The 22,115-nt window shown below is 70.2% G+C and carries 18 protein-coding genes; 12 read left to right on the top strand and 6 right to left on the bottom strand.

What is annotated here, in order from left to right:
• Window positions 1–83 precede the first annotated feature (83 nt).
• The gene (locus tag FH608_RS06645) at window positions 84–1,388 is read left to right on the top strand and encodes an MFS transporter (RefSeq protein WP_139629458.1); all 1,305 of its coding nucleotides are present in this window, start codon (window positions 84–86) and stop codon (window positions 1,386–1,388) included.
• Here FH608_RS06645 and FH608_RS06640 read toward each other — a convergent pair.
• Window positions 1,339–2,739: a CCA tRNA nucleotidyltransferase gene (locus tag FH608_RS06640; RefSeq protein ID WP_226899185.1), complete on the bottom strand. Its 1,401-nt coding sequence runs from the start codon at window positions 2,737–2,739 to the stop codon at window positions 1,339–1,341. The two genes, FH608_RS06645 and FH608_RS06640, sit on opposite strands and share 50 nt — an antisense overlap.
• A 151-nt stretch (window positions 2,740–2,890) precedes the next feature.
• Here FH608_RS06640 and FH608_RS06635 point away from each other — a divergent pair, with 151 nt between their 5' ends.
• From FH608_RS06635 to trxA, 8 genes are all read left to right on the top strand, one after another.
• Window positions 2,891–3,409 (top strand): aminoacyl-tRNA deacylase, encoded by a 519-nt coding sequence (locus tag FH608_RS06635; protein WP_139629453.1) that lies wholly within the window; start codon window positions 2,891–2,893, stop codon window positions 3,407–3,409.
• 44 nt (window positions 3,410–3,453) lie between these two features.
• Window positions 3,454–5,568, top strand: a complete 2,115-nt coding sequence (locus FH608_RS06630; RefSeq protein WP_139629451.1) for a DUF6049 family protein — start codon at window positions 3,454–3,456, stop codon at window positions 5,566–5,568.
• Window positions 5,565–7,169, top strand: coding sequence for a murein biosynthesis integral membrane protein MurJ (gene murJ, locus FH608_RS06625; protein ID WP_226899068.1), 1,605 nt, complete (start codon window positions 5,565–5,567; stop codon window positions 7,167–7,169). The genes FH608_RS06630 and murJ overlap by 4 nt, the downstream gene beginning before the upstream one ends.
• Window positions 7,170–7,334: 165 nt before the next feature.
• Window positions 7,335–8,846 carry a protein kinase family protein gene (locus FH608_RS06620; RefSeq protein ID WP_139629449.1) on the top strand — a complete coding sequence of 504 codons (1,512 nt, stop codon included), beginning with the start codon at window positions 7,335–7,337 and terminating at the stop codon, window positions 8,844–8,846.
• A gap of 15 nt (window positions 8,847–8,861) precedes the next feature.
• Window positions 8,862–9,497, top strand: coding sequence for an RNA polymerase sigma factor SigM (gene sigM, locus FH608_RS06615; RefSeq protein ID WP_139629446.1), 636 nt, complete (start codon window positions 8,862–8,864; stop codon window positions 9,495–9,497).
• The gene (locus tag FH608_RS06610) at window positions 9,487–10,395 is read left to right on the top strand and encodes an anti-sigma factor family protein (protein WP_139629444.1); all 909 of its coding nucleotides are present in this window, start codon (window positions 9,487–9,489) and stop codon (window positions 10,393–10,395) included. Before sigM ends, FH608_RS06610 begins: the two co-directional genes overlap by 11 nt.
• A gap of 200 nt (window positions 10,396–10,595) precedes the next feature.
• On the top strand, window positions 10,596–11,528 hold the full coding sequence (gene trxB / locus FH608_RS06605; protein ID WP_139629441.1) for a thioredoxin-disulfide reductase: 933 nt from the start codon (window positions 10,596–10,598) through the stop codon (window positions 11,526–11,528).
• A 13-nt stretch (window positions 11,529–11,541) separates the two neighbouring features.
• A complete protein-coding gene (gene trxA / locus FH608_RS06600; RefSeq protein WP_139629439.1) occupies window positions 11,542–11,856 on the top strand; it encodes a thioredoxin in 315 nt (104 codons plus the stop codon).
• A 96-nt stretch (window positions 11,857–11,952) separates the two neighbouring features.
• Here trxA and FH608_RS06595 read toward each other — a convergent pair whose 3' ends face one another.
• Window positions 11,953–12,570, bottom strand: a complete 618-nt coding sequence (locus tag FH608_RS06595; protein ID WP_139629436.1) for a GNAT family N-acetyltransferase — start codon at window positions 12,568–12,570, stop codon at window positions 11,953–11,955.
• Window positions 12,571–12,746: 176 nt separating this feature from the next.
• On the opposite strand from FH608_RS06595, the gene FH608_RS06590 reads away from it, so the two are divergent.
• The 3 genes from FH608_RS06590 (at window position 12,747) to FH608_RS06580 (ending at window position 16,747) form a co-directional block, all read left to right on the top strand.
• On the top strand, window positions 12,747–14,072 hold the full coding sequence (locus FH608_RS06590; protein WP_394367653.1) for an aminotransferase-like domain-containing protein: 1,326 nt from the start codon (window positions 12,747–12,749) through the stop codon (window positions 14,070–14,072).
• A 205-nt stretch (window positions 14,073–14,277) separates the two neighbouring features.
• A complete protein-coding gene (locus tag FH608_RS06585) occupies window positions 14,278–15,234 on the top strand; it encodes a D-alanine--D-alanine ligase family protein (RefSeq protein ID WP_139629432.1) in 957 nt (318 codons plus the stop codon).
• Window positions 15,235–15,700: 466 nt separating this feature from the next.
• On the top strand, window positions 15,701–16,747 hold the full coding sequence (locus FH608_RS06580; protein WP_139629431.1) for a threonine aldolase family protein: 1,047 nt from the start codon (window positions 15,701–15,703) through the stop codon (window positions 16,745–16,747).
• Between the two features lie 208 nt (window positions 16,748–16,955).
• Here FH608_RS06580 and FH608_RS06575 read toward each other — a convergent pair whose 3' ends face one another.
• The 4 genes from FH608_RS06575 to FH608_RS06555 form a co-directional block, all read right to left on the bottom strand.
• The gene (locus FH608_RS06575; protein WP_139629428.1) at window positions 16,956–17,918 is read right to left on the bottom strand and encodes a ParB/RepB/Spo0J family partition protein; all 963 of its coding nucleotides are present in this window, start codon (window positions 17,916–17,918) and stop codon (window positions 16,956–16,958) included.
• 1,581 nt (window positions 17,919–19,499) lie between these two features.
• Window positions 19,500–20,417, bottom strand: a complete 918-nt coding sequence (locus FH608_RS06565; protein ID WP_317135550.1) for a ParA family protein — start codon at window positions 20,415–20,417, stop codon at window positions 19,500–19,502.
• A 146-nt stretch (window positions 20,418–20,563) separates the two neighbouring features.
• On the bottom strand, window positions 20,564–21,235 hold the full coding sequence (gene rsmG, locus FH608_RS06560; RefSeq protein ID WP_139629423.1) for a 16S rRNA (guanine(527)-N(7))-methyltransferase RsmG: 672 nt from the start codon (window positions 21,233–21,235) through the stop codon (window positions 20,564–20,566).
• 375 nt (window positions 21,236–21,610) lie between these two features.
• On the bottom strand, window positions 21,611–22,099 hold the full coding sequence (locus FH608_RS06555) for a Jag family protein (protein WP_139629421.1): 489 nt from the start codon (window positions 22,097–22,099) through the stop codon (window positions 21,611–21,613).
• Between the last annotated feature and the right edge of the window lie 16 nt (window positions 22,100–22,115).

Here is a 22,115-nt window from a genome sequence, read left to right as displayed (position 1 = left end):
GAGACCACGGCCACCACTAGGAACCCATTGGGCACGAACCCCTGGCATCCTACGGCCGGGCGGCGGAGGGCTAGGCTTGCCGAGTGTCGTTTGTCGCCGACCTTCGCGTGGTCCTGCGCAGCCATGACTTCCGGCGGCTGTTCAGCACCCGGCTCGTCTCCCAGTTCTCCGACGGGATCTTCCAGTTCGGTGTGACGGGCTTCGCCTTCTTCAGCCCCGAGAGCCAGACGACCGCGCTCCAGGTGGCCGCCGGGCTCGCCGTGCTGCTGCTGCCGTACAGCGTGCTCGGGCCCTTCGTCGGCGTGTTCATCGACCGCTGGTCGCGGCGGCAGATCCTGGTGGTGGCGCCCGTCGTGCGCGGCGTGTTCCTGCTGGCCGCGGCCGCTCTGGTCGCCGCCGACGCGCCCGACGCGGCGTTCTACGCGGCGGCGCTCTGCGTGCTGGCGGTCAACCGGTTCTTCCTGTCCGCGCTCAGCGCCGCGCTGCCGCACGTGGTGACGCCCGACCGGCTGATGGCGGCCAACGCGGTCACCCCCACCTCGGGCACCGTGGTGACGTTCGTGGGGGCGGGCGTGGGGTTCCTGCTGCGGGAGCTGTTCGGCGGCGACGACCCGGGCGTCGCGCTGCTGCTGGTGACCTCCGGCGTGGTGTTCGGGCTGAGCGCGCTGGTGGCGCGGACGATGGGGCGCGACCTGCTCGGCCCCGAGGCCGACCCGAACCGGCCGCAGGCCCGCGAGGCCATGCGCAACGTGCTGGTGGGCCTGGTCGACGGCGCCAGGCACCTGGCCGGGCACCGGATGGCCGCCGCCACCATGGGCGCGCTGGCCGGCCACCGGTTCCTCTACGGCATGGCGACCGCCCTCGGCATCATCCTCTACCGCTACTACTTCACCGACGGCGACCCCGACGCCGCCCTGCGCGGGGTCAGCCTGGTGGTGGCCACGTCCGGCGTCGGCTACTTCCTCGCCGTGATCATCACCCCGTACGCGACCGAGCGGTTCACGATCGAGCGCTGGGTGCCGATCGCGCTGTCGGCGGCCGGGGTGCTGACGGCCGCGCTGACGCTGCCGTTCCAGGAGTGGGGGCTGCCCGTGACCGGGTTCGTGCTGGGGGTGGCCGGGCAGAGCGTCAAGATCTGCGCCGACACCACCGTCCAGCGCGACGTCGAGGACATCTACCTCGGCCGCGCGTTCTCCATCTACGACATGCTGTTCAACGGCATGTACGTGCTGGCGGCGGCCGTGTCGGCGATGATCCTGCCGGCCAACGGCAAGTCCTACCTCGCCGTCGTGATCGTCTCGGTCGGCTACCCCGTGGCGGCACTCGCCTACCGGATGGTCACCCGCCAGACTCGTGCGACCTCGCCCACTCCAGCAACGCCTCAGTAGCCGCCTCCTTGCCGATCATGCCCTTGTCGAGCCTGAGGTCGAGCAGGAACCGGTAGGCCCGACCCACCACCGGCCCAGGGCCGACGCCGAGGATCGCCTGGATCTCGTTGCCGTCGAGCTCGGGCCGGATCTTGGCCAGCTCCTCCTCCTCGGCGAGCCTGGCGATGCGCTCCTCGAGGTGGTCGTAGGTGCGTGACAGGGCCGCGGCCTTGCGCTTGTTGCGCGTCGTGCAGTCGGCCCTGGTCAGCTTGTGCAGCCGGTCCAGCAGATGACCGGCGTCGCGGACGTAGCGGCGCACGGCGCTGTCGGTCCACTCCCCCGTGCCGTAGCCGTGGAAGCGCAGGTGCAGCTCCACCAGCCGCGCGACGTCCGCCACCACGTCCTTGGGGAACTTCAGCTCGGTGAGCCGCTTCTTCGTCAGCTGCGCGCCGACCACCTCGTGGTGGTGGAACGAGACCCGCCCGCCCGGCTCGTGGCGGCGCGTCTTCGGCTTGCCGATGTCGTGCATGAGCGCCGCCCAGCGCAGGATCCGGTCGGGCTTGCCGTCCTCCTCCTGCGCGATGGCCTGGTCGAGCACGGTCAGGGTGTGCTCGTAGACGTCCTTGTGCCGGTGGTGCTCGTCGATCTCCAGGCGCAGCCTGGGCAGCTCGGGCAGCACGTGCGCGGCCAGCCCCGTCTCGACCAGCAGCCGCAGGCCCTCGCGCGGGTCGCCGCCGCGGACGAGCTTGTCGAGCTCGTCGCGGATGCGCTCGGCCGAGACGATCTCGATGCGCTCGGCCATCGCGGTCATCGCCGCCACGGCCTCCCGGTCGACGGCGAAGCCGAGCTGCGAGGCGAACCTGGCGGCCCGCAGCATGCGCAGGGGGTCGTCGCCGAAGGACTGCTCGGGGGTGCCCGGCGTGCGCAGCACCTTGGCCCGCAGGTCGTCGAGCCCGCCGTAGGGGTCGACGAACTCGTGGCCGGGCAGCCGCACGGCCATCGCGTTGACCGCGAAGTCGCGCCGCTCCAGGTCCTCGTCGAGCGTCTCGCCGTACATGACCTCGGGCTTGCGCGACTTCGGATCGTACGACTCGCTGCGGTACGTCGTGATCTCGATCAGGGAGTCGCCCTTGCGCAGGCCCACGGTCCCGAAGTCGATGCCGATCGTCCACACCGAGTCGGCCCAGTCCCTGATGATCTCCAGCACCCGCTCGGGGCGGGCGTCGGTGGTCAGGTCGAGGTCGTTGCCGATGCGGCCGAGCAGCAGGTCGCGTACGGGGCCGCCGACCAGGGCGAGCTCGTGGCCGTGCGCGGCGAAGAGGCGGCCGAGCTCGTCGGCCACCGGCGCGATCTTGCGGAACAGGTCCGTCATGGCGCGGCGCTGGCTGTCAGTCAGAGTCGTGTCGGACAAGCGGATAGGTCCTTCTTGTGCTGCCGAAACATATCCCCCGAGCCACACCGGTCCCGGGTTACCGTCGGTCTTGGGACCGTCGGGGGCCATGGAACAAGGCAAGGAGGACTATATGAAGGACGCCCTCGCGATCCACCGCTGGCTCCTCGCACACCAGGTCCATCATGAGATCGTACGCCTTCCGCGTCCCATGACTTGCGCGGAAGATCTGCCCGAAGCGGTCTCGGCGGCGCCCGACAGGTGCCTGAAGGTCACGGTGCTGGAAGTCACCACCAGGGTCGGCCGCGAGGTCGTCATCGCCGCCACCTGCCCCGTCTCGGCGTCGCCGCCGCTCGGAGCCATCGGCGGGCTACTGGGGGTGCGCCGGGTCCGGCCGGCCCCCGCCCACGTGGTCAACTCGGCCACCGACTACGCCAGCGGGCTGGTCTGCCCGCTGCTGCTGCCGCGGTCGCTGCCCATGTTCATCGACGACCGGCTGCTGCTCATCGACGACGAGCCGGTCTACACCGCCACCGGCGAACGTCACACCGCCCTCACCCTGCGCGCGCTCGACCTGATGGCGCTCCTACCAGGCAAGATGGTCGACCTCAGGGCTAAAGGATCACGTGTGGCGGTCGCGCGGCGGCACTGAACCCGTACCATTGCGGGCGTGCGTCGTCGTACTCCTGCCCGGGCATGCGCGTGATCGTCAAGGCCACGCTGATCGCCGCGTTGCTCGCCTTCCCTGTCGTGGCGACCGCGCCCGGCGCGGCTGCCACCAGCACCGTGCAGGCGATCAGGCAGACCCTGGACGTGTCGATCTCGTCCATCTCGCCTGAGGTGCCGACCTCGCCGACCGATGTGATCAAGTTCACCGGCACTGTCCGCAACAACACCGGCGCGCCGCAGTCCGCCCTGCGCGTACGCCTGCGCTACACGCCGCAGAAGTTCACCGACCGCGCCACCATGGCCGCCTACCAGGACGACCAGAACAACGCGACGCTGCCCTACAACGTCTCGGCCTCCTCGGGCATGGACATCCCGGCGCTGGCGGCGGGCGCCCAGGCGCGGTGGGAGTTCACCGCGACGCCGGTGCAGCTCAACTACCGATCCTTCGGCGCCTACCCGATCGCCGTGGACGTGGCCCAGTACGGCGTGCCGCTCACGTCGCAGCGCACGTACCTCACCTACGCGCCGCCGACGCCGCCCAACACGCCCAAGCTGCCGCGCAACAAGCTGGCCGTCGCCCTGCCCGTCATCGACCAACCGCACCGGGCCACCGACGGCTCGCTGTTCGTCGACGACGAGCTGAGCGAGTCGATCAGCGGCAAGGGCCGGCTCGCCGATCTGGCGCGCGTCGCGCAGACGGCGCCCAAGAGCGTCAGCTGGTTCGTCGAGCCGTCCCTGCTCGACGACCTCACCGCGATGAAATCGAACTACCAGGTCAAGACCAAGGACGGCGTGGAGCAGAAGCCGGCCAGCGCCGAGGCCGGCACCTGGCTGACGACCATGCGCACCGCGCTCGCCGCCTCCCCGGTGTTCGCGGTCCCGTACGCCGATCCCGACGTGACGGCGCTCGCCCACCAGGGGCTGGACGCGCAGCCCGGCCGCGCGCTCGCGCTGGGCAGGCAGAAGGCGACGTCGCTGCTCGGCCGCGAGGTCAGGACCAACGTCAACTGGCCGCCCGCGGGGCGGCTCGACGCCGACGCGCTCGACCTGCTCTCCGTGAGCGAGGACAGGGTCGACACGGTCCTGCTCGACTCCGGCAACCTGCCGCCGCAGCCGCCCGTGCCGTTCACGCCCGACGCCGCCGCCAGGCTCGACTCGGTGAACGGGCCGGTCACCGCGCTGGTCGCCGACCCCGGGCTGAGCGCCCTGTTCGAGCCGGAGACCAGCACCTCCGTGCTGCTCAGCACGCGGCGGCTCATCGCCGAGACCGCGATGATCGCGGCGGAGCCCGGCCAGACCTCGCCGCGGTCGCTGCTCGTCGCGCCGTCGCGCCGCTGGAACCCCAACCCGACGCTCGTCACCGCGCTGCTGCGGACCGCGGGCAAGCTGCCGTGGCTGCAGCTGACCCCGCTGGAGTCCATCAGGCCGACCAAGCTGGCCGTGCCGCGCGCCGGGCTCACCTACACCGAGCAGGACCGCAAGGACGAGCTGAGCAAGAAATACCTCGCCCCGGTCAAGGAGGTCGCGGCGAAGGCCGAGCTCACCTCCAGCATCACGTCCGCCAAGACGCCGTCGAGCTTCGACGCGGCGGTGCTCAGGCTCACCTCGTCGGCCTGGCGCAACCACACCCGCGCGGGCCGGGCGGCGACCAAGCTGGTCAGCGCGGCGGTGACCGAACGGATCGAGAAGATCACGTTCTCCGACGGGCCGCGCACGCTGGCGGGCAGCAGCGGCGCGGTCCCGATCAGCGTGAAGAACTCCCTGACCGTGCCCATCACCCTCTACATCGACGTCAAGTCCAACGACCAGGAACTGCTGCGGGTCGACGACTCCGAGCTGAAGACGAAGCCGCTGGTGATCGGCGGCGGGCAGAGCGGCACGGTGCAGGTGACGATGAACGCCGTCCCCGGCACCAGCGGCGACGCGACGGTGACCGTGCAGCTCCAGACCGCCGACCACAAGCCGTACGGCAAGCCGCAACGGCTGACCATCCGCACGACCGGCTACACCGGGATCGCCTCGGTGATCGTGGGCGCCGCGCTGACCGTGATGCTGGCCGCGGTGGTGACGCGGGTGCTGCGGCGCAGGTCCGAACGGAAGCTCGCGCGCGCAGCCAAGACCCGGGAAAGTGAGTCCGTATGAGCCGCATGCTTCGGGCCAGCGCCATCATGGCGGCGGGCACCATGGTGTCCAGGGCCACGGGGTTCGTGCGGACCATGGTGCTGGCCTACGCCATCGGCACGAAGGCGCTGGGCGACTCCTACAACGCGGCGTACGCGATCCCGTACAGCATCCTCGACCTGCTGCTGCTCGGCGTGCTGAGCAGCGTCGTCGTGCCGATGATCGTCCGGGCTCAGCAGCACGACCCCGACGGCGGGCGGGCGTACGAGCAGCGGCTGCTGACGATCTCCGCGGTGGCGCTGATCGTGGTGGCGGCGCTGGCGGTGCTGGCCGCGCCGCTGCTGATCGACCTCTACACCGTCTGGGGCTCGCGCAGCCGCGAATACGAGGTCGCGGTCACGCTGGCCCAGTTCATCCTGCCGCAGCTGGCGTTCTTCGGCGTGGGCGCGGTGGCCGGCGCCATCCTCAACACCCGCGACCGCTACGGCGCCCCCATGTGGGCGCCGGTGGTCAACAACCTGGTCGTCATCGGCGTGTTCCTCGCCTACGCCGCGGTCGGCTCCGGTGACGACATCGGCGGGGTCGGCACCGGCGACCTCGCCCTGCTCGGCCTGGGCACCACGGCGGGCATCGTGGCCCAGGCGGCCATCCTCATCGTGGCGCTCAAGCGGGTCGGGTTCCGCTTCGTGCCCCGCTTCGACCTGCGCAACGCCCGGCTGGGCGAGATGGGCAAGGCCGGCGTCTGGACCATCGGCTACGCGGTCGTCACCCAGCTCGGCTTCATGCTGACCACCAACCTCGCCAGCTCGGCGGGCGACGCGGTGAAGGGCCACGGCATCAGCCCGTACACGCTGGCGTTCCAGCTTTTCCAGCTCCCGTACGGCGTCATCGGCGTCTCGGTGATCACCGCCATGCTGCCGAGGATGAGCCGGGCCGTCGGCGAGGGGCGCCTTCACGACGTGCGCACCGAGTTCGGGTCGAGCGTGCGGCTGATCTGCTCGCTCATGGTGCCGATGTCGCTGCTGCTCATGGTGCTCGGGCCGGCGATCACCGTGCCCATCTACGGCCACGGCGCCAACAGCGTCGCCGACGCCGTCTACATCGGCAACGTGCTGCAGGTCTACGGGCTCGCGCTGGTGCCGTTCGCGCTGTTCCAGCTGCTGCTCCGGGTCTTCTACAGCTTCGGCGACACCCGCACGCCGGTGTTCGTCGGCGCGGGCACGACCGCCGTCCAGGCGCTGCTCATGCTGGCCTTCTTCGCGGTCCTGCCGCCGCGTTACGCCGTGATGGGGCTGGCGCTCGCGTACGGCATCGCGTACGCGCTGGGCGCGCTCTGCGCGTGGTGGCTGGCCAGCCGGCGCGTCAGCGGGCTCGGCGGCTGGACCATCGGCATGGCGTTGACCAGGATGTATCTCGCGTCCCTGCCCACCGCCGTGGTGGCGCTCGCGGCGGTATGGGTGGTCACGGGGGTGTTCTCCGGGCTCGCGTTCGTCAACTCGCTGATCGTGCTGGCCGTCGGAGGTGGCCTGGGGTTGCTGATTTATTTCGGCGTCGCCCACAGGATGCGCATCCCCGAGGTCAATTCACTCGTTGGGATGGTCGCGGGGCGGGTAGGTCGGTAAAGAACGCGGGTCGAATCCACTCGGCACTACCATGGACGCGACACGCGCGAATGGAAGCAGGAGGGGCGTGGGCGGATCCACCCGGCATAGCGCGCCTTCGTGGGACACCACCACGCAGGTGAGTCGAATCATGAGCACGCCCTATCGGCCGAGCGGAGTGAGTTTGTGAGCACGTCGGCCGTCGAACCCGGCACCCGTCTTGCCGAGCGCTTCCGGCTGGAGGACCGCGTCAGCGAGTCCGACGGCGCCACCCTGTGGAAGGCCATCGACGAGATCCTCGCGCGGCCCGTTGCCGTCCACACCTTCGGGCCGGACTTTCCCCGCGTCCACGAGGTCGTCACGGCCGCCCGCGCGGCCAGCAGGCTGACCGACCCGCGGCTGACGCAGGTGTTCGACGCGGCCGAGGACGACAAGGCCGCCTATGTCGTCAGCGAGTGGGTCACCGGCGAGTCGCTGACCGACCTGCTCGCCTCCGGCCCGCTGGAGCCCGAGCGCGCGGCCGGTCTGGTGGCCGAGGCCGCCGAGGCGCTGGCGCACGCCCACGAGGCGCAGCTCTACCACCTGTGCCTGCGCCCCGCCCACCTGGTGTGGACGACGGGAAACACGGTCAAGGTGCTCGGCGTGGCCGTCGACGCGGCGCTGTCCGGGCTGACCACCGACCAGCCGGCGCTCGACGACGCCGAGGGCCTCGGGCGGCTGCTGTACGCCGGGCTGACCGGTCACTGGCCGGGCGACGAGGAAGAGGGCGGGCTGCCCGCCGCCCCGATGACCGACGACCACTTCTGCACGCCCCGCCAGGTCACCGCCGGCGTGCCGAGCTACCTCGACACCGTCACCGTGCGGGCGTGCCTGCCGGAGTCCCGCAAGGGCCAGGGCGCGCTGGCCAGTCCGGCCGAGGTCGCCGAGGCGCTGGCCGACGTGGCCAGGCCCATGCCCATCCCGATCGCCTACCCCTCGACCCCCGCGATCGCCTCCGCCTCCCACACCGAGGGGCTGGACGTCGCGCACCGCCAGCAGCTCCCGGTCCAGCCGCTGCCCCCCACACCGCGCCGGCCGCCGAGCGGCGGCGGCAGCACGCTCAACCGGGTGCTGATGACGCTGGTCGTGCTGCTCGTCATCGCCGCCGTCGGCGTCGGCGCCTGGACGATCGGCCGCAGCCTGGGCAGCCCGACCACGCCCGAGACCAAGGGCACCAGCCCCGGCACGACCACGGCCGCCTCGGTCCCCACGCAGGTCGTCAAGCCGAAGAAGGCCCAGGGCTTCGACCCGCTCGGCGACCGCGACGAGAAGTCCGAGATCGCCGACCTGGCCATCGACGGCAAGCCCGGCACCCTGTGGAAGACCGAGCGCTACACCAGCGCCGACCTCGGCAACCTCAAGAAGGGCGTCGGCCTGCTCCTCGACATGGGCAAGTCCGTGCAGATCAGCGACGTGGTGGCTACGCTGTCGGATGTCCCTGGCGCGACGGTGGAGCTCAAGGTGGGCGACTCCCCGGAGCTGTCCGCCCTGAAGACGGTGGCGACCCAGAAGAACGCGGCCGGCAAGACCACGCTGACCCCTGATCAAGCGGCAACCGGTCAGTACGTTTTGATCTGGTTTACTCGTGTTCCGGCGGATGCGGGGAACTTTCATGGCACCATCTATGAAGTAGTGGTGCACTCTCCCGGATCGGCATAATCAGGAATCGCTCTTGTGAACTCCCCACCCGAGCCACCCTCACCAGCGGAGCGGCCGGCTGTCACAGACGCCGAGCTGCTGGCCGCGCACATCAACGGGGATCCACACGCCTTCAGCGAAATCGTCAAGAGGCACCGCGATCGCATGTGGGCGGTCGCCCTGCGCACGCTCGGTGACCCCGACGAGGCCGCCGACGCCGTGCAGGACGCCTTCGTCTCCGCCTACCGCAAGGCCGCCACGTTCCGCGGCGAGGCGGCCGTCACGACCTGGCTGCACCGGATCGTGGTCAACGCCTGCCTCGACCGGATGCGCCGTAAATCGGTCAGGCCCGTCGCCGACGACGAGCTGATCGAGGCCGCCGAGCGCGAGACGCCGCTCCCTGACCAGACCGTCGAGCGCGAGGTCTCGATGGAGGTCTCGGCCGCGCTGAAGCTGCTGCCCAGCGATCAGCGGGCGGCCCTGGTGCTGGTTGACATGATGGGTTATTCGGTAGAAGACGCAGCTCAGGTGCTCCAAGTGCCCAGTGGCACGGTGAAGAGCCGGTGCGCTCGGGGACGCGCGAAACTTGCCCCAATTCTTTCGCATCTGCGGAACCGAACGGACCTCGATCGCGTCTCATCCGCGAAGGGAGCAGAACTTCGTGACGGGTGATACGCACTACGATCTGGAAATCCTGGCCGAGCTGGCCGAGGGTCTCCTGGACGTCGACACGGCGCGCCGGGTCCGCGAGCATCTCGCGGTCTGCGACCCCTGCGGGGAGCTACTGGCCGACCTGGCGGCGGTTCGCGAGGTGCTCGCGGCGACCCCCACACCGGCCATGCCGATGGGCGTCGCACTGCGCATCGACAAGGCACTGGCCGCCGAGGCGGAGTCCCGGCGGGGAGGTGTCGGGCTGGCGGAGACACCCGACTGGGACGAGCTCATGCGGGACGCCCCGTGGGAGCAGCCGGTCTCCACCGAGTCGGCTCCTGAGCCGGTGCGGCTCGGGGTGGTCTCCGACGACGGCACGATCGTCCCGGCCAGGCGTACGGTCGCGCGGCGGCGCCGATGGGCGATGCCCGCCGTGGCGGCCGCGGCGGCGGCCGTCGTGGTCGGCACGGCCTTGGCCTCGACCAGCCTGCTGGCGAGCGGCGGCGGCACGAGCGGGACGAGCGGCGGTGGTGACGTCGTGGCGAAGTCCGCCTCCTCACCTCCCGCGTCCCCCGCGACGTCCCCGCCGAAGGACCACAAGCGGGCCAAGTCCTACTCGCTGACCGACAGCGGTCACAACTACAGCGAGCAGGACCTGCGCCGGCCGATCGAGGGCCTGTTCGGCTTCCGGCAGGCGATCGACAACTCCGCCGACGCCGGCAAGGTCGACAAGTGCGTGAGCCGGGTGGCGAGCCGCTCGAAGCTGGCGACGTACGCGGTGGACCAGGGGCAGTACAACGGACAGGAGGCCCTCATCGTGGCGTCCTGGAAGAACAAGGCCGCCAAGAGGTTGCGCATCGACGTCGTCGACCCGTTCAACTGCAAGAACCTGCGTAAGCCCGCCTTGGGCCACTGGTAGGAGCAGACGCGCGTCAGAGCCCGCCCACCGGCGGGCTCTTTCGTTTGCGGCCGGACCGTTCGTCGGCGCGCCTTCGCTTGCGGACCCCTTCGTCAGCCGGCAAGTCGGGGCGGTCAGCGCGTCCCGTTTAGGGCGGGGAATCAGGTCGGCCTAGGATCTGTTGACGCCGGTGCAACAGCAGACGAGGAAGGCGTGCAGCGTTGAGCGACGTTCGTAACGTGATCATCATTGGATCCGGCCCAGCTGGCTACACCGCGGCCGTCTACTCCGCGCGCGCCGAGCTCAAGCCGTTGGTCTTCGAGGGCTCCGTCACCGCGGGTGGCGCGCTCATGAACACCACAGACGTGGAGAACTTCCCCGGGTTCCCCGACGGCATCATGGGCCCCGACCTCATGGACAACCTGCGCAAGCAGGCCGAGCGGTTCGGCGCCGAGCTGGTGGCCGACGACGTGGTCGAGGTCGACCTCAAGGCCAACCCCAAGGTCGTCAAGACCCACACCGAGACCTACTACGCCAAGTCGGTCATCCTGGCCATGGGCTCCGGCTACCGCGAGCTCGGCCTGGACAACGAGAAGCGCCTGTCGGGGCACGGCGTGTCCTGGTGCGCGACCTGTGACGGCTTCTTCTTCCGCAACAAGGACATCGTGGTCGTCGGCGGCGGCGACACGGCGATGGAGGAGGCCACGTTCCTGACCAGGTTCGGCCGCATGGTGACGGTGGTGCACCGCCGCGACACGCTGCGGGCCAGCAAGATCATGCAGGAGCGGGCGCTCGGCAACGACAAGATCCGCTTCGTCTGGGACTCCGAGGTGGTCGACGTGCTCGGCGAGAACCGCGTCGAGGCGGTGAAGCTGCGCAACGTCAAGACGGGCGAGGAATGCGAGCTGGCCACCGACGCGTTGTTCCTGGCCATCGGGCACGACCCGCGTACCGATCTGGTCAGGGGGCAGATCGACCTTGACGAGAACGGCTACGTCAAGGTGGCCTCGCCATCCACGGCGACCAACATCGACGGCGTCTTCGCGGCGGGAGACGTGGTCGACCACACCTACCGCCAGGCCATCACCGCGGCCGGCACCGGCTGCGCCGCCTCGCTCGACTCAGAGCGCTGGCTGGCCAACAACGAGAAGTAAGAAGGAGCGCACCGTGAAGGCTGTCACCGACGCCTCGTTCGAAGCCGACGTCCTCAAGAGCGACAAGCCTGTGCTGGTCGATTTCTGGGCCGAGTGGTGCGGCCCGTGCCGTCAGGTCTCGCCCATCCTCCAGGAGATCGCCAGCGAGCACGGCGACAAGCTCGAGGTCGTCAAGCTCAACATCGACGAGAATCCGGAGGTTCCGCGCCAGTACGGTGTGCTCCAGATCCCGACGATGAACGTCTACAAGAACGGAGAGGTCGTGAAGCAGATCATCGGCGCCAAGCCGAAGGCCATGCTGCTGCGCGAGCTCGACGGCATCATCTAGCCCTGCGGGGCGGTTGCCAGGGCCCTCGCCGGTCGTACCGGCGAGGGCCGTCTCATGTCCATGGGTCGAAGGTGCTTGTGGGCTGCTGAGAAGCCGTCAGACGGGACGTAGTGCGCGTTCCGGACTCATGGAGCCCAGGAGGCGTTCCAGCGCCACCTCGACGTCCTCACGCCACGAGACGGCGGTCTTGAGTTCCAGCCGCAGCCGCGGGAATCGCAAATGCGGACGAACAGTCTTAAAACCAACAGAAAGCAAGTATTCCGCTGGAACTACGCAACTAGGTTCTTCCCACTTGAGGTCGCCAAAAGCTTCAATGGCTTTCACCCCACGCCGTGTCAGATCTTTGGCCACGCCCTGGATGAGCATTCGGCCCAGCCCACCGCCCGAGAACTCCGGAATGATGTGCGCCGTCATGAGCAGCACCGCGTCGGCGCTGACCGGCGAGGTGGGGAAGGCCACCGACCGCGGGCTGTAGAGCGGCGGGCTGTAGAGCACGAACCCGGCCGGCACCCCGTCGACGTACACGATTTTCCCGCAGCTGCCCCATTCGAGGAGAGTGCCGGAGATCCACGCCTCCTTCTCCAGCCCCGGGTCGCCGGAGTCCAGCGCCCGCTCCCCGCTGACCGGATCGAGCTCCCAGAACACGCACCGCCGGCAACGGCGTGGCAGATCATCGAGATTGTCCAGGGTTATGTTGACCAGCCGGCGCGACAACTACAGCCCCCTGTCGTTGACCCGGAAAAGCCCGCGAAAACCGCGTCCACAGGTGGCATCGTAGCCCAGTAGAGATGCAGCCAGCGGACACCACGACGGCCGAGCCCGTCACGGGCGACATGTCCGGTTAGCGTAATCTGGTATTTCAGTCCGATATGACACCTAGGAGGTGGGCCGTGACAGAAGAGCTGGATCACGGTCAGACACCCGCGACCCAAGGGTCGCGCATCGACGCCTACGTCGATCGGTACGCCGCGCGAGCTACCGGGATGGTCGCCTCCGAGATCCGAGCTCTTTTCGCCGTCGCGTCGAGGCCCGAGGTGGTCTCGCTCGCCGGCGGCATGCCGTACGTCACGGCTCTTCCCCTCGACATGGTCGGCGAGCTGGTCTCCGAGCTCGTCACCAGGCGCGGCCCCGTCGCGCTGCAGTACGGCTCCGGCCAGGGCGACCCGCACCTGCGCGAGCAGATCTGCGACGTCATGCGGCTGGAGGGGATCAACGCCGGGGCGAACGACGTGGTCGTCACCGTCGGTTCGCAGCAGGCACTCGACCTGATCACCCGCATCTTCATCGACCCGGGCGACGTGGTGCTCGCCGAGGGTCCCTCGTACGTGGGCGCGCTGGGCACTTTCGCCGCCTACCAGGCCAAAGTGGTCCATATCGCCATGGATGATCAGGGCATCGTGCCCGAGTCCCTGGCCCAGACCATCTACGCGCTGGAGACCGCCGGCGCCCCCATCAAGTTCCTCTACACGATCCCGACCTTCCACAACCCCGGCGGCGTCACCCTGAACATCGCCCGCCGCCAGCAGGTGCTCGACATCTGCCAGCGGGCCGGAGTCCTGATCATCGAGGACAACCCGTACGGACTGCTCGGGTTCGACGGGGAGCCCATGCGCGCCCTGCGCGCCGACAATCCGGACGGCGTGGTCTACCTCGGGTCGTTCTCCAAGACGCTCGCACCCGGCTTCCGCGTCGGCTGGGCCCTCGCCCCGCACGCCGTCCGCGACAAGCTCGTGCTCGCCATGGAGTCGGCCGTGCTGTCGCACTCCTCCTTCACGCAGCTCGCCGTCGGCCAGTACCTCGCCACGCAGCCGTGGCGGGAGCAGATCAAGACGTTCAGGGAGCTCTATCGCGAGCGCCGCGACGCGCTCCTGGACGCGCTCGACTCGCTCATGCCGCCCGAGGTCACCTGGACCCGCCCGGGCGGCGGCTTCTTCGTCTGGGCGACCCTGCCGGACGGGCTTGACTCCAAGGCCATCCTGCCGCGGGCGGTGGCCGAGCGGGTCGCGTTCGTGCCCGGCACCGGCTTCTACTCGGACGGCAGCGGGGCGCGGCACATGCGCCTGTCGTACTGCTATCCCGAGCCTGACCGCATCAGGGAAGGCGTGCGTCGGCTGGCGGGGGTGATCGAGCAGGAGATGCAGCTGCGAGACACGTTCGGCACCGGCTCGGTCCGCGACCATCAGGGCGTCGACACTCCCGGCCCAGACCTGGCCTAGCGCTTCCTGCCGGGGTCCCCGGCGGGGCCGCCCGACACGGCGGCCCCGCCCCTCCGCAGCCCTGCCTGCCGTCGACGGACACGCCGAATTGTCAGATTCCGCGCCATGTGCCGGCAGGCGCGCCGGGGCCGTAGCGCCCGTGCCGGACGACGACGGCATGGCGGTACGGTTGGACAGCGCGCGTGCGATCAGCGGAGGAGATGTGATGAGCGATCTGGGCCACGTGCTCGTGCTGGCCGGAGGTCTCTCCTACGAGCGGGAGGTGTCCCTCCGCTCCGGTCGCCGGGTCAGCGAGGTGCTGCGTGCCACGGGCATCGACGTGGAGGCCCGCGACACCGACGCGTCCCTCGTCCCGTCCATCCTCGCCGACCCGCCGGACGCCGTGTTCGTCACCCTGCACGGCGGCGCGGGCGAGGACGGCGCCATCCGGTCCGTCCTGGAGCTCCTCAACGTCCCGTACGTCGGCGCCGACCCGGACGCGTGCCGGGTCGCCTTCGACAAGCCCACCGCCAAGGCCGTCGTGCGCTCGGTCGGCCTGCGCACCCCCGAGTCGGTCACGCTGCCGAAGGAGACGTTCCACGACCTCGGCGCCACGGTGGTCCTGGGCCGCATCGTGGAGCACCTCGGCCTGCCACTCTTCGTCAAGCCTGCCCGTGGCGGGTCCGCGCTGGGCGCCTCCATCGTCCGCACGGCCGAGGAACTCCCCGCCGCGATGGTCGGCTGCTTCGCGTACGGCGACACGGCGCTGATCGAGCGGTACGTGGACGGGGTCGAGGTGGCGGTCTCCGTCGTCGACGTGGGCAACGGCCCGGTGGCCCTGCCTGCTGTCGAGATCGTGCCCGACGAGGGCGTCTACGACTACGCGGCGCGCTACACGGCCGGGCACACGGAGTTCTTCGCCCCCGCACGCCTCTCCGCCCAGGCGGCCGCGGCCTGTGCGGAGACCGCGGTGACGGCGCACACGGCGCTCGGGCTCCGCGACATCTCCCGTACCGACCTGATCGTCGACGCGACGGGCACGCCGTACTTCCTGGAGGTCAACGTGGCGCCGGGGATGACGGAGACCTCGCTCCTGCCGATGGCCGCCGAGGCCGCCGGCCAGGACCTGGGCGACCTCTGCCACGCCCTCCTCCGGAACGCCGCCAGCCGCTCCCACGCCTGACCTTCCGCAGCCGAGAGCACCGGCCCTCCCCCGGTTGCATGGGTAGCGAGCACCCGCTCCCCTCCGGAACGCCACCACCGGCCTTGCCCTCTCCCCCACCGCCGACGGCCGAGGACGCCCCTGCGATCCTCCAAACGCCGCCGTACACACCGAACCTCACCCCTCACTCCCTTTCGCTGCCCCACCTTCCTCGTTCACCGCTCCCCCGTACGGACCGGCCCGCCTCAGGCGCCTCGTCGCATCACCCGGGTGCACCAACGTTCGCCGCCCCGGCAGGCCAACGTCCCTCAGGGACGCGCACCGAGACAGCGCGCACGGCCGCACATGCAGCACGAGGAGCAGAGACTCGCGGCTGACCGGACAGCGGCGACTTCAGAGTCTGGGCAGCGGCAGTGCCTCATCCCCCTCCCCCTCCTCCATGGGACGGCGTGATGGGCCGCCAGATGCAAGTAAGTAGCCTTACCCTGTGCTGATCGATTCGATGTACCCCAAGAGCTTCGCCAGTGACAACCACGCAGGTGTGCACCCGGTCATCCTGGAAGCCATCGCCGCCGCCAACCACGGAGACGCGCCCGCCTACGGCGACGACAGCTGGACGGCGGCGTTCGAGGACAAGATCAAGGAAGTCTTCGGCCCGGCGGCCCAGGGATTCGCGGTGCTGAACGGGGCGGGCGCCAACCTGGTCGGTCTTGCCCCGACCGTCGGCCGCCACAACTCCATCCTGTGCGCCGACGGCGCCCACATCGCCACCGGCGAGACCGGCGCGTCCGAGCGCCTGCTGGGCGTCAAGCTGGTGACGATCCCCACCGAGGACGGCAAGCTCCGACCCGACGACATCAGATCCAGCCTCAGCGTGGTCGGCAATCCGCATGCGCCTCAGCCCACCGTCGTCTCCATCTCCCAAGTCACCGAGGTCGGCACCTGCTACACCCATGAGGAGATCGCCGGCCTCGCTGAGGCCGCGCACGAGGCGAAACTATGGCTCCACATGGACGGCGCCAGGCTCGCCAACGCCGCCGCCTACCTCGACTGCGATCTGAAGGCCATCACGACGGACGCCGGGGTGGACGTGTTCAGCTTCGGTGGCACCAAGAACGGCGCCCTGGCGGCGGAGGCGGTGGTCATCCTCGACGCGTCGCTCGCCACCAGCCTCCAGTATCTCCGCCGCCAGTCACTCCAGCTCGCCTCGAAGATGCGGTTCGTCTCGGCTCAGCTCTCGGCGCTGCTGACAGATGACCTGTGGCGCAAGAGCGCCTCACACGCCAACCGGATGGCCGCCCGACTGGCGGCCGGCATCGCCGATGTGCCCGGCGCTTCCCTCGCCTACCCCGTCCAGTCCAACGCCGTCTTCGTCGCGCTCCCGCATGCCGTCGCGGAGACTCTCAAGAGCCGCTACCTCTTCCACTACTGGGACGAGCCGGCGGGCGTCGTCCGATGGATGACGGCGTTCGACACGACGCCCGAGCATGTGGACGACTTCCTCGACGACATCCGCAAGGCCGCCATCGCGTAGGGCGTACCCGGGTCACCGTTTCACGTGAAACACCGCCCGAAGAGAACTAGGCCGCATGTTTCACGTGAAACAGCGGCCCTGCTCCTCCCAGGAGAGGCGCACCGGAAGGCGCAACGTTCGTACTCCCGCGACCCACGACCAACCCTCGTTTCACGTGAAACATCAATCGGGGCTGACTCCTCGACATCGTTTCACGTGAAACACCGCCTCAGGCTTCGGCCTCCCGCATCGCGCGGACCGCGTCCGGCGCCATGGTGCCGATGATGCGCTCAAGATCGTCGATCGTGGCGAACTCGACGACGATGCGCCCCTTGCGCCGCCCCAAGTCCACCTTCACCTTGGTCTCGAAGTGGTCCGAGAGCCGGTCGGCGAGGTGGGTCAGCCCGGGTGCCGTGGGCTTGGGCGCCGTACGATCGCGGGCGGGCTTCGTGGCCGCCTTGGCGCTCCCCATGGCGACGATCTCCTCCACCGCCCGGACCGACAGCAGCTCCGCCGCGATCCGCTTGGCCAGTTGAATCTGCTCCTCGGGGCTGTCGAGACCGAGGAGCGCCCGGGCGTGGCCCGCGCTGATGACGCCGGCGGCCACCTTCCGCTGGACTTCGGGCGGCAGGTTCAGCAGGCGGAGGGTGTTGGTGATGTGGGAGCGGGAACGACCGACCTTCTGCGCCAGCTGCTCGTGCGTGGCCTGGAAGTCGTCGAGGAGCTGCTGGTAGGCCGCCGCCTCTTCGAGAGCGTTCAGCTGCTCACGCTGAAGGTTCTCGATGAGCGCATCACGGAGCAGATCGGTGTCCTGCGTGTTGCGGACGATCGCCGGCACCGGGTCCAAACCGACCTGCTGGCACGCCCGCCAGCGCCGCTCCCCCATGATGAGCTCGTACCGGCCACCTCCCACCGATCGGACCACGATCGGCTGCAGCAGGCCGACCTCCCGGATGGACGCGGCCAACTCCTCAAGACGCTCCTCGTCGAAGACCTCACGCGGCTGCCGCGGGTTGGGGACGATCGCCTTGAGGGCAACCTCCTTGAAGTACGCCCCGGCGATCGGCCTCGGGCCCGTCTCCTCCGTTGACCCGTTCACCGGGGCGGCCACCGTCCCCGAACCGTCAACGATGGGACCGGTCGGGATGAGCGCCCCGAGCCCCTTGCCCAATCCCCGCCGCTGCTGACTCACTGCGTCTCCTCATCCACCCGGTCGATTCCGGTCACTCCAGGAGAGGTTACCGTCGCATGCCCCGCCCGGTGCCCCCTCGCCACACACCGACCCGCGGTATTTACGCCAACACGGCCACAAACCACCCCAACCGTCGCCCCGCCCCCTCATCCCGCTCGCAGATCGCCCACCGCCTCTGCTGGCGACTCCCGCGCCGCACGCAACCGCGCCGAGCGGTCGGGGGGCGGGCCCGCCGAGCACCGAGGTGTGCGGGCCCGCCGATTGCCGCCCACACGACTACGCCAGGCGCGGCGCATGACGAGCGCGGTGGCGCCCACCGCGCTGCGGCGAGAGCGTGTGGCGGCTACGGTGAGACGACTGGCACGACATCCGCCATCTGTGGCGACGCTGCACGCGGAAAGCGGTGCGCCTTGCGGCGCGCCGCATGCAACATCCACGCGGCGTGCGGCGTTCCCCGTTCCCCGTGCGCCGTGCACGGTGCGCCACGCAGCATGCGCGGTGCGGCGTGCAGCATGCGCGGTGCGGCGTGCAGCATGCGCGGCGTGCAGCATGCGCGGCGTGCAGCATGCGCGGCGTGCAGCATGCGCGGCGTGCAGCATGCGCGGCGTGCAGCATGCGCGGCGTGCAGCATGCGCGGCGTGCAGCATGCGCGGCGTGCACCATGCGGCGTGCACCATGCGCCATGCGGCATGCGGCTGCGTCTGGCACAGTGCGTGGCGGGCACTGGTGGGCGCGGCGTGCGCCGTGGCGCCGCAATGCCACGCCCGCGGCATATGGCGCGCGCCGTATGGCCAGCCACGGCATTTGGGCGACACAACGTGCGGCGCCTGCGGTGCGCGGCCCCTGAGGTGTGCGCCGGGCACGGCCTGCGTCGGGCGCCGTTCCGCCACTCGTCGGGCGTCGGGCGTCGGGCGTCGGGCGTCGGGCGTCGGGCGTCGGGCGTCGGGCGTCGGGCGTCGGGCGTCGGGCGTCGGGCGTCGGGCGTCGGGCGTCGGGCGTCGGGCGCAGTGTAAGGCGGATACGGCGGCCGCCGAGCGCCGTTCCACCATGCGCGCGGCATATGGCACGTGCCGTATGGGCAGCCACGGCATGCGGGGGGACAGCGTGCAATGTGCGGCGTCTGAGGTGTGCGCCGGGCGCGGCCCGCGCCGGCGCCGTTCCGCACGCGCGGCGTATGGCAGCCGCTGTATGGGCAGCCACGGCTTGCAAGCGGCACGGTGTGCGGCGCGTGCGGTGTGCGCCAGGAACAGCCTGCGCCGAACGCCGCTATGCCACGCGCACGGCATATAACACCGGTCGTATTGGCGCCAACGCATGCGGGTGGCACGGCGCGTGCGGCGGCTGCGCCGTCTGCCTGGCTCGCGACTACACCGGGGCGGCGGGTGGGCACCCGGCGCATGGCAGGGACGGGCATGCGGCGGGCTCGGCACGTGCCGGGCGTGCTCGGTGCCGCGGCGGAGGCCGGTGCCGATCTGGCCGGCCCTGCACGCGTGCGAAAGGTCGCCGCATCCGCCCACCGGAACGAGGCTGGGGCGTCAGCCGAGTGCGGGCGTGCGGTTCTCCCACCCCGGGCTCATGGGGTCAGGACACCGTGGCGCGGTGGGCGATCTCGCGAGCCGCGTCCATGTACGCCATAGCCCCGCTCGACCCCGGATCGTACGTCATCACCGACTGCCCATAGCTGGGCGCCTCGGAGAGGCGGACGCTGCGCGGGATCACCGTGTTGAGCACCGTGTCGCCGAAGTGGGACCGCACCTCGTCCGCCACCTGTGAGGCCAGCCGGGTGCGGCCGTCGTACATCGTCAGGACGATGGTGGAGAGCTTCAGCGTCGGGTTCAGGTGGGCGCGGATGAGGTCGACGTTCCTGAGGAGTTGCCCGAGCCCCTCCAGCGCGTAGTACTCACACTGGATGGGGATCATGACCTCGTCGGCCGCCACCAACGCGTTCACCGTCAGCAGCCCGAGCGACGGCGGGCAGTCGATCACGATGTAGTCCAGCTCGATCGAGTCGTACGCCCCGAGTGCGCGCCGGAGGCGGGCTTCCCGCGCCACCAGGGAGACGAGCTCGATCTCCGCGCCCGCCAGGTCGATGGTGGCCGGCGCGCAGTAGAGGTTCGGCATGTCGGGGACCTGCTTGACGATGTCCGCCATCGGGAGGTCGTCGACGAGCACCTGGTAGACGTCCGGCACGTCGCCCCGGTGTTCGGTGGCGAGCGCGGTGGAGGCGTTGCCCTGGGGGTCGAGGTCGACCACGAGGACCCGCTGGCCGTGCATCGACAGGGCGGCGGCGATGTTGACCGATGTGGTGGTCTTGCCCACGCCGCCCTTCTGGTTGGCCACCGCGATCACCCTGGTCTTGGGCGGGCGCGGCCAGCTGCCGTCCCCGTCGCTGGGGGTCTGGGCGGAGGTCGGGGTTGCGGATGTTTCACGTGAAACCACTGAGCTGAGCGCCTCTCGTACCAACGGCGAATCACCGGGGTTCAGGGGGGTCTGGGTCACGATGTCCATCCTTTCAACCACTGGTGTGCCGGTGCCGGGAATTGACCGTCGCGACACGCCCATTTCGGGCCAGCCAACCCCACTTGGACTCTCGGACGGACGGCCGTCCGGCCAGCCAAGACCGCTCGACGCGACTGGCACGACCGTCACCTCCTTCGTCGCCGCCTGGCTCGCTCCGGCGCGCGACCCGCTACCACCCGAACCAATGTTGCAGGCGGCTCGACCTTACCGTGCCCGACGGTCACGAGCTCGGCCGATCGCGTGCCACTGGCCCGCAATTGGGGCTCGGCCTCGGCGAGCTCCTCGGCGGCGCGCTCCCCCTTCATCGCGATCAGCTCCCCGCCCTCGCGCAGCAGCGGCATGGCCCACTTCAGGAGCCGGTCGAGCGGCGCCACCGCACGGGCGCTGGCGACGTCGAACTCGCGCTTGCCCGCCAGCTCCTCCGCCCGGCCGCGCAGAACCTCGACGTTGTCGAGCTTGAGCGCCTCGACGCATTCCTCCAGGAACACGGTACGGCGGAGCAACGGCTCCAGCAGCGTGACCGTGATGTCCTGGCGGACGATCGCCAGCACGAGCCCGGGCAGGCCGGCACCGGACCCGATGTCCACCAGGCGCACCTCCGGAGGCACGACCTCGGCCACGACCGCGCAGTTGAGCAGGTGACGGTCCCAGATCCTGGGCACCTCACGGGGACCCAGCAGCCCGCGGACCACGCCGGGCCCCGCCAGCAACTCGGCGAACGCGTTGGCGCGATCCCAAGCCTCCCCGGCGAAGACGTCCCGCGCTATGTCCGGCGGCGCCGGAAGCTCATCGCTCACTGGTAGGTGGCCCTTTCTGGAACTGTTGGTCCTGGCTCAGGCGAACGCCGGGGCCGACGTCGATCCGCGTCTGTCCGCGGCCGCTCCACGGCCCGGACGTGGATGGGTCCGGTGTCCGGCGTTCGGTGTCGATTCGGTTTCGGGTGATCTCCGCCAAGGTTCTTCCCGCCCATGGCTGAAGGTGAGATCGCAGTGGAAGACTAGCGGGCCAAGCTGAAGAGGGCCTTCGAGCACGCCGCCGATGCCCCAGGAGGCGCGGGCCACGGCGGGACGTTCGCGGCGCATCGCTCCGTACGTACCGAGGCCCCAGATGCGAAAACGGCCGTCCGCCTCGCGTGCGAGCGGGCGGACGGCCGATCGGATGGCGTGACGCTCTCAGGCGGGCAGGACCACCACGTAGCGGTGCGGCTCCTCGCCCTCGGACTCGCTGCGGAGCCCGGCCGCCGCCACCGCGTCGTGAACGATCTTGCGCTCGAACGGCGTCATGGGCTGCAGCGACTTGGGCTCGCCGTCGTCCTTGACCTCGTTGGCCACCTCGGTGCCGAGCTTGGTCAGCTCGGCCCTGCGGCGCTCGCGATAGCCGCCGACGTCGAGCATGAGCCTGGAGCGCTCGCCGGTCTGCCGGTGCACGGCGAGGCGGGTGAGCTCCTGCAGCGCCTCCAGCACCTCTCCCCCGGGGCCGACGAGCTCGCTGCCCTTGAGACCCACGACGGAGACCAGGGCGCGGTCGCCCTCGACGTCCATGTCGATGTCGCCGTCGATATCGGCGATGTCGAGGAGGCCCTCGACGTAGTCGGCAGCGATCTCGCCTTCCTGCTCCAGCGCGTTGAGATCAGGAGCCTTCTCCTGCTCGGCCTCGGTCATGGCCGGCCTCTCCTTC

The organism is Nonomuraea phyllanthi (assembly GCF_006334985.2).
GTDB classification, from domain to species: Bacteria; Actinomycetota; Actinomycetes; order Streptosporangiales; family Streptosporangiaceae; genus Nonomuraea; species Nonomuraea phyllanthi.
This window is presented reverse-complemented; position numbering and strand designations above follow the sequence as displayed.

What these genes read in the sequence shown, in the direction of transcription:
- FH608_RS06640 (WP_226899185.1), bottom strand. Translation starts at nt 2,739, where the DNA reads ATGACGGACCTGTTCCGCAAGATCGCGCCGGTGGCCGACGAGCTCGGC.
- FH608_RS06635 (WP_139629453.1), top strand. Translation starts at nt 2,891, where the DNA reads ATGAAGGACGCCCTCGCGATCCACCGCTGGCTCCTCGCACACCAGGTC.
- FH608_RS06630 (WP_139629451.1), top strand. Translation starts at nt 3,454, where the DNA reads ATGCGCGTGATCGTCAAGGCCACGCTGATCGCCGCGTTGCTCGCCTTC.
- murJ (WP_226899068.1), top strand. Translation starts at nt 5,565, where the DNA reads ATGAGCCGCATGCTTCGGGCCAGCGCCATCATGGCGGCGGGCACCATG.
- FH608_RS06585 (WP_139629432.1), top strand. Translation starts at nt 14,278, where the DNA reads ATGAGCGATCTGGGCCACGTGCTCGTGCTGGCCGGAGGTCTCTCCTAC.
- FH608_RS06555 (WP_139629421.1), bottom strand. Translation starts at nt 22,099, where the DNA reads ATGACCGAGGCCGAGCAGGAGAAGGCTCCTGATCTCAACGCGCTGGAG.